Here is a 5,575-nt window from a genome sequence, read left to right on the forward strand (position 1 = left end):
GCCCCTGGCCTTCAACCTGCATGAAGCCCCGCTGGACGAGCGCAAGTTCGGCACCGTCGGCGCCGTGGCCGTGGACAGCCAGGGCCGCCTGGCCGCCGGAACCTCGACCGGCGGCACCACAGCCAAACGCTGGGGCCGGGTCGGCGACGTGCCGATCATCGGCGCCGGCACCTACGCCTCCAACGCCGACGGCTGCGCCGTCTCGGCCACCGGCACGGGCGAGTATTTCATCCGCGCCACCGTCGCGCGCGACATCTGCCGTCGCACCGCCGAAGGCGCGACCGTCCAGGCCGCTGCTGACGCGGAAATCGCCGAGGTGGGAAACATCGGCGGCGACGGCGGCGTCATCGTCATGGGCAAGGACGGCGTCCACGCCTTCTCGATGAACACCTCGGGCATGTATCGCGGCGCCGTCTCATCGACCTCGCCCGCACGCGTCGCCATCTACGGCGACGAAGCAGGCGCGCGTTGAGACCTAAAGGCGACCATTCCGGCGTCGTCGTGCCGCCGCCGGTGATCTATTTCGCCTTCCTGCTGGGCGGGTGGGGGCTGGGCCAATGGCTGGCCGAGCCTTCGCTGGGTCTGGCGACCGAGGTCCGGCGCGGCGTCGCCCTGGCCTTGATCCTAGGCGGCCTGTTGCTGGACGGAGCGGCGGCGGGCCATTTCCGCCGTCTGGGCACCCCGCCCGAGCCGTGGAAGCCGACCACGGTCCTGGCCACGGGCGGCCTCTACCGCTTCAGCCGCAACCCCATCTATCTGGGGTTCGCCGTCACCTATCTGGGGCTGGCGATCGCCATGGACAGCCCGATCGCCCTGGGCCTGCTGATCCCCTGCCTGATCGTGATCGACCGCTTCGTCATCGCCCGCGAGGAACGCTATCTGTCTGCTCGTTTCGGCGCCGAATACGACGCCTATCGCCAGAAGGTCCGTCGATGGCTGTGAGCCCTGAACCTCCCGCGCCCCATGCCGACGAACTGTCGGAAATGGCCATTGAAGAGCTGGACGCCGCCTGCGGTCTGCGCTGGGTCGAGCTGAAGGCCGTCACGCCCTGGGGCGACACCTATGAGGGCATGGCCCCGTCCGGCCGCACGGTCGAGATCGAGCGCCGCTACCTGTGGGCGCACGAACCCGCGGGCGCCGTCATCGTCGAGGTCGAGGTCCGCGACCCGGCCCAGCAGACCGGCGCCGAAGCCCGCGCCGTCATCGCGCCCCCGAACAGTTGATCGAACGGCGTCCGCCCCCCTCATCTCCCCGCTTCCCAATCGCCTCAGCCAAGACTAGCCTCGCCTTATGAAACTCGCCTCGCTCAAGCACGGCCGTGACGGCCGCCTCGTCGTCGTCTCCAACGACCTGAACTGGTTCACGGACGCCTTTCTGATCGCGCCGACGCTGCAGGCGGCGCTGGACGACTGGGAGCGGTGCGAGCCGCTGCTGCGCGCCCTGGCCGAGAGCCTGGAGCACGAAGCCGTGCCGCGCGGCCGCTTCCACGAGCGCGACGCCGCCGCCCCCCTGCCCCGCGCCTATCAGTGGGCGGACGGCTCGGCCTATGTGAACCACGTCGAGCTGGTGCGTAAGGCGCGCGGCGCCGAGATGCCGCAGAGCTTCTGGACCGATCCGCTGATGTATCAGGGCGGCTCCGACGGCTTCCTGTCGCCGCGCGACGCCATCCCGCTGAAGGACGAGGCCTGGGGCTGCGACCTGGAGGCCGAGATCGTGGTCGTGACCGGCGACGTGCCCCTGGGGGCGACGCGCGAAGAGGCGCTGGCGGCGATCCGCCTGGTCGGCCTGGTCAACGACGTCAGCCTGCGCAACCTGATCCCGGCCGAACTGTCCAAGGGCTTCGGCTTCGTCCAGTCCAAGCCGGCCAGCGCCCTGTCGCCGGTCTTCGTCACGCCGGACGCCCTGGGCGACCGCTGGACGGACGGCAAGCTGTCGGGCGCCCTGCTGGTCCAGGTCAACGGCCAGGACTTCGGCCGCGCCGACGCGGGCGTCGACATGACCTTCGACTTCGGCACGCTGATCGCCCATCTGGCCAAGACCCGCGCCCTGGGCGCCGGGACGATCATCGGCTCGGGCACGGTGTCGAACAAGGACGCCGACGGCGGCCCCGGCAAGCCGGTGTCCGAAGGCGGCCTGGGCTACAGCTGCATCGCCGAGATCCGCACGGTCGAGACCATCCAGACCGGCGCGGCCAAGACCCCCTTCCTCAAGCACGGCGACACCGTTCGCATCGAGATGCTGGACGACAAGCATCACACCCTGTTCGGCGCCATCGAACAGACGGTGGCGGCGGCCTGAGGCGTCCGACGTAAAAACTGGCGGCGGCTGCGCTTCATCGATTGACGCGACCACAGCCGCCGCTAGATTGCGCCGCCTTGAGCCTAGCCGTGCCGGTGTGGTGGAATTGGTAGACGCGCCGGACTCAAAATCCGGTTCCGCAAGGAGTGTCGGTTCGAGTCCGACCACCGGCACCAGCTGACTTCAAGGCTCCGCTGAGGATTGGAGCGACGCTCTCCTCGGCGAATCATATCCCGCAAGACGACCCGTCGGCGGAATCGCGGACGCCTCAACGGACAAGGGCGCGGCGCCGACCAGGGCCCCGTCCTCGGCGCAGAACGGATTCATCTGCCGCTCCCAGCCGCCGTTGAGCGAGCAGGAATAGCAACCCGACAGCATCACGCAGACGCCGAGGACCGCTAGGGCTTTCCATGTGCGTGCGAGCATCATCGTCCTTCCTCGTCCCTCGCCTTCAACGCGACCTGTAGCACAGTCCCCGCCCGCGACGCCGATCGCGGCGCAGCGTGCGCGCGACTTGTGCATTTCAGGAAAACAGCCCACTTGAACAAGCGGACACAAGTGTCCACTTAGCGCCTCATGACCCGCCCCTTGCGACAAGACGCCGCGGAACGCCGCGAAAGGCTGCTGAAGGCGGCCGAAGAGGCTTTTGCGCGCGACGGGCTGGACGTGCCTCTGCATCTGATCGCCGAAAAGGCCGGAGTGGGGCGGGCGACGCTGTATCGAAACTTCGCCGATCGGTCGGAGCTGGTGTTGGCGATCTTCGTCGAGCAGATCGAGGATTTGGGCCGCCGCACGCGCGCGCGGTTGCATGATCCGGACGTCTTCCTGTGGTTTCTGGATCAGATGGCAGCCCTGATGATGGGCAGCGCCGGCCTGTCCACCGCCATTCGCGACCTGAAGGTCGAGGCGATGGAGCCGGTGCGGCGAAGCCTGCGCGAGGCCGGCGCCGAGGCCCTGGCCGTCTCGCAGGCGGCGGGGCGAGTGCGGGCCGATCTGACCATCGAGGACATTCGCGTCCTGGCCCTGATGCTGGGCGCGCCGTCACGGGCCGTCGTCTCGCCCGAGGATCGTATCGCTCTCAGCCGTCGGTCGCTGGAGCTGGCGCTCGAGATGGTGCGCGCCCAAGGCGGTGCGCGCGCATGAGCCGCCGTCACTGGAATCTGCCCTGGGAAGAATTCTTCGCCACGCTGAAGCCGCACGAACGGCCGGTCATGCCCGGTTCGCCGTCGACGCCCGACCATACGATGCCCTGGCGCCTGGCCTATGGGCTGGTGGGCGCCCTGGTCACCATGACCGGCAGCCTGGGCAATGCGGCGGTGACGGCCAACCAGCCGCAGTTGGCGGGATCGCTGGGCGTGACCCTGGCCGAGGCGGCCTGGCTGCCGGTCATCTTCGTCATGACCAACGCCAGCATGAACCTGCTGCTGGTCAAATTCCGCATCCAGTACGGCCTGCGGCTGTTCGCCGAGATCGTCTTGATCGTCTTCCTGGCCGCCGCCCTGGCCCACCTGTTCCTGCAGGACTTCGTCTCGACCCTGGTGGTGCGGGCCGTCGCCGGGGTCGCGGCGGCGGGCATGACGACGCTGGGGATCCTCTACATCATTCAGGCCTTTCCGGCGCAGCACCGGCTGAAGGGCATCATCCTGGGCGTCGGCCTGTCCAGCCTGGCCATCCCAGCCGCGCGACTGGGCGTCACCACCCTGCTGGACCGCGACCTGTGGCGGGCCTTCTACATGTTCGAGGTGGGGCTGGTGCTGGTGGCCCTGCCCGCCGTCTTCGCCCTGAAGATGCCGCCCGCCCAGCGCATCAAGAGCTTCGAGCCGCAGGACTTCATAACCTTCGCCCTGTTCGCGCCAGGCATGGCTCTGCTCAGCGCCGTGCTGGGTTTAGGGCGGATCGTCTGGTGGTTGGAGGCGCCGTGGGTCGGTTGGGCCCTGGCCGCCGCCGTCCTGTTGCTGTCGGCCGCCGCCATCCATGAGTACAACCGCGCCAATCCCCTGATCGACCTGCGCTGGCTGGCAGGGCGTGACATCGTGCGCCTGATGCTGGCCATCCTGCTGATGCGGATCGTCCTGTCGGAACAGACGACCGGCGCGGTCGGCTTCCTGCAGCAGATGGGACTGGGGAACGACCAGATGCACAGCCTGTTCTGGGTCATGCTGGCGGCCACGGCGGCGGGGTCGCTGGTCAGCGCCTTCACCCTGAACCCGAACAAACTGTGGAAGCCGATCTCCATCGCGCTGGGCCTCATCGCCCTGGGCGCCTATCTGGACAGCCACGCCACCGTGTTGACGCGGCCGAGCGAGCTGTACGTCAGCCAGGCCCTGCTGGCCTTCGCCGCCGCCTTCTTCATCGGGCCGACGATGATCATCGGCTTCGGCAAGGTGCTGCAGGGCGGCGGCAAGAGCTTCATCAGCTTCATCATCTTCTTCTCCCTGTGCCAGAACGTCGGCGGCCTGATGGGCTCGGCCCTGATCGGCACCGTCCAGACCCTGCGCGAGAAGTTCCATTCCAATCAGTTGGCCGAGAGCATCGGCCTAGGCGATCCCGAGACGGTGCAGCGGCTGCAACAGCTGGGCGGCGCCTACGCCCACGTCATCGACGACCCGGCCCTGCGCCAGAGCGCGGCCCTGCGCCTGCTGCACCAGCAGGTCAGCCAGCAGGCCCAGGTGCTGGCCTACAACGACGTCTTCCTGATGATCTCCGTCGTCGCCGCCGTCGGCGCCGGCTGGGTCGCCGTCAACCATTACCGCCCCCGCATCGAGGCGCTGTGCGCCCGCCGTCGCGACGCCGCCCAGGCGAGCCAAGCGCCAGCGCCCTCCGCCGAGTGAACCGGACCCGACCATGACCGACGCCTCCCCCTCCGCCCCGCCGCCTCCCGCTCAAGCGCCTGCGCCTGCCGCGCCTCCGCCCCTGGTGTCCAGGACGCGGCGGATGATGTGGGGCGTGGTCCTGGGCGTGATCGCCCTGATCGGGGCCGGGCTGATCCTGCACGCCTGGGGCCTGCCGCCGTTCTCGGGCGGACCGCAGACGACGGACAACGCCTATGTGCGCGGCCAGGTGACGATCATCAGCCCCCAGGTCAGCGGCTATGTCACCTCGGTCGAGGTGCAGGACTTCCAGACGGTAAAGCAGGGCCAGCTGCTGGCCACCATCGACGACCGCATCTATCGCCAGCGGCTGGAGCAGGCGCAGGCCTCGCTGCACTCGGCCGAAGCGGCCCTGGCCAACTCGGCCCAGAGCCAGGCCTCGGCGCGCGGATCGGTGGCCCAGACGC

7 protein-coding genes and 1 tRNA gene are annotated in these 5,575 nt (G+C 69.0%); all 8 read left to right on the forward strand.

Annotated elements, in window-relative coordinates:
• Positions 1 to 472 (forward strand): isoaspartyl peptidase/L-asparaginase (locus BDIM_RS02725; RefSeq protein WP_211205960.1); only part of this gene is annotated, 472 nt, incomplete at its 5' end.
• On the forward strand, positions 469 to 942 hold the full coding sequence (locus tag BDIM_RS02730; RefSeq protein WP_040344607.1) for a methyltransferase family protein: 474 nt from the start codon (positions 469 to 471) through the stop codon (positions 940 to 942). The genes BDIM_RS02725 and BDIM_RS02730, both read left to right, overlap by 4 nt.
• Positions 933 to 1,223: a hypothetical protein gene (locus BDIM_RS02735; protein WP_003164035.1), complete on the forward strand. Its 291-nt coding sequence runs from the start codon at positions 933 to 935 to the stop codon at positions 1,221 to 1,223. The genes BDIM_RS02730 and BDIM_RS02735 overlap by 10 nt, the downstream gene beginning before the upstream one ends.
• Positions 1,224 to 1,290: 67 nt before the next feature.
• Positions 1,291 to 2,298, forward strand: coding sequence for a fumarylacetoacetate hydrolase family protein (locus BDIM_RS02740; protein WP_003164036.1), 1,008 nt, complete (start codon positions 1,291 to 1,293; stop codon positions 2,296 to 2,298).
• A 91-nt stretch (positions 2,299 to 2,389) separates the two neighbouring features.
• A tRNA-Leu gene (locus tag BDIM_RS02745) sits at positions 2,390 to 2,474 on the forward strand.
• A 412-nt stretch (positions 2,475 to 2,886) separates the two neighbouring features.
• The gene (locus BDIM_RS02750; protein WP_244911889.1) at positions 2,887 to 3,441 is read left to right on the forward strand and encodes a TetR/AcrR family transcriptional regulator; all 555 of its coding nucleotides are present in this window, start codon (positions 2,887 to 2,889) and stop codon (positions 3,439 to 3,441) included.
• Positions 3,438 to 5,129, forward strand: a complete 1,692-nt coding sequence (locus BDIM_RS02755) for an MFS transporter (protein ID WP_003164038.1) — start codon at positions 3,438 to 3,440, stop codon at positions 5,127 to 5,129. Before BDIM_RS02750 ends, BDIM_RS02755 begins: the two co-directional genes overlap by 4 nt.
• 13 nt (positions 5,130 to 5,142) lie before the next feature.
• Positions 5,143 to 5,575 (forward strand): HlyD family secretion protein (locus BDIM_RS02760; protein ID WP_248601199.1); only part of this gene is annotated, 433 nt, incomplete at its 3' end.

It is taken from the genome of Brevundimonas diminuta ATCC 11568, assembly GCF_000204035.1.
Lineage (GTDB): Bacteria > Pseudomonadota > Alphaproteobacteria > Caulobacterales > Caulobacteraceae > Brevundimonas > Brevundimonas diminuta.

Excerpts from the sequence above, each read along its gene's own strand:
- BDIM_RS02735 (WP_003164035.1), top strand. The coding sequence starts at position 933 with ATGGCTGTGAGCCCTGAACCTCCCGCGCCCCATGCCGACGAACTGTCG.
- BDIM_RS02740 (WP_003164036.1), top strand. The coding sequence starts at position 1,291 with ATGAAACTCGCCTCGCTCAAGCACGGCCGTGACGGCCGCCTCGTCGTC.
- BDIM_RS02755 (WP_003164038.1), top strand. The coding sequence starts at position 3,438 with ATGAGCCGCCGTCACTGGAATCTGCCCTGGGAAGAATTCTTCGCCACG.